Origin of the sequence: Vibrio sp. R-1 (genome assembly GCF_035615595.1) — a bacterium.
Classification (GTDB): domain Bacteria; phylum Pseudomonadota; class Gammaproteobacteria; order Enterobacterales; family Vibrionaceae; genus Vibrio; species Vibrio cholerae.
In genome coordinates this window covers 1-535 of sequence record NZ_WPDC01000292.1, presented here as the reverse complement: position 1 = coordinate 535, position 535 = coordinate 1, and the positions used below count along the sequence as shown (strand labels likewise).

At 47.3% G+C, this 535-nt stretch carries 1 protein-coding gene; it reads left to right on the top strand.

All coding sequences use genetic code 11. From position 1 onward, the window contains the following. Positions 1–522: transposase (locus tag GOU96_RS18185; RefSeq protein ID WP_324702117.1), on the top strand; the 522-nt coding region annotated here is incomplete at its 5' end. Between the last annotated feature and the right edge of the window lie 13 nt (positions 523–535).

Genomic DNA, 535 nt, shown 5'->3' with positions numbered 1-535 from the left:
GATACACTAGAAGCTAGACTCATTACCACCAAGGTGAAAGGGAAAGAGGTCCAACTGCTGACTTCAATGACCGACCCCAAGCGGTACATAGGGACAGATATTGCCGAGCTCTACAGTCATCGTTGGGAAATCGAATTAGGTTATCGAGAGATGAAGCAGTACATGCTTCAAAATAGCCTAACGCTAAGAAGTAAAACGCCGGCGTTAGTCAAACAGGAGCTTTGGGGGATGCTGCTCGCCTACAACCTGCTGCGTTTTATGATGTGCCAGATGGCGTATTCATTGGACACGGTAATGCCATACCAAATAGGCTTTAAGCAGGCATCGATATTTTTGGTGAGTCAGTTGCAGATGCTCCCGGCTGTCGCACCTGGAAGATATCCAGAAGTGCTCCGATATATCCTCGACATGGCAGAGAGCTTTGTGCTTCCAGAGAGGCGGGAGAGGATATATCCAAGAGCAGTAAAGAAAAGGCCCAATCGCTATTCGACTAGGCCTTCTAGAAAGCGTAACTCAGCTTAATTCACATGCATTA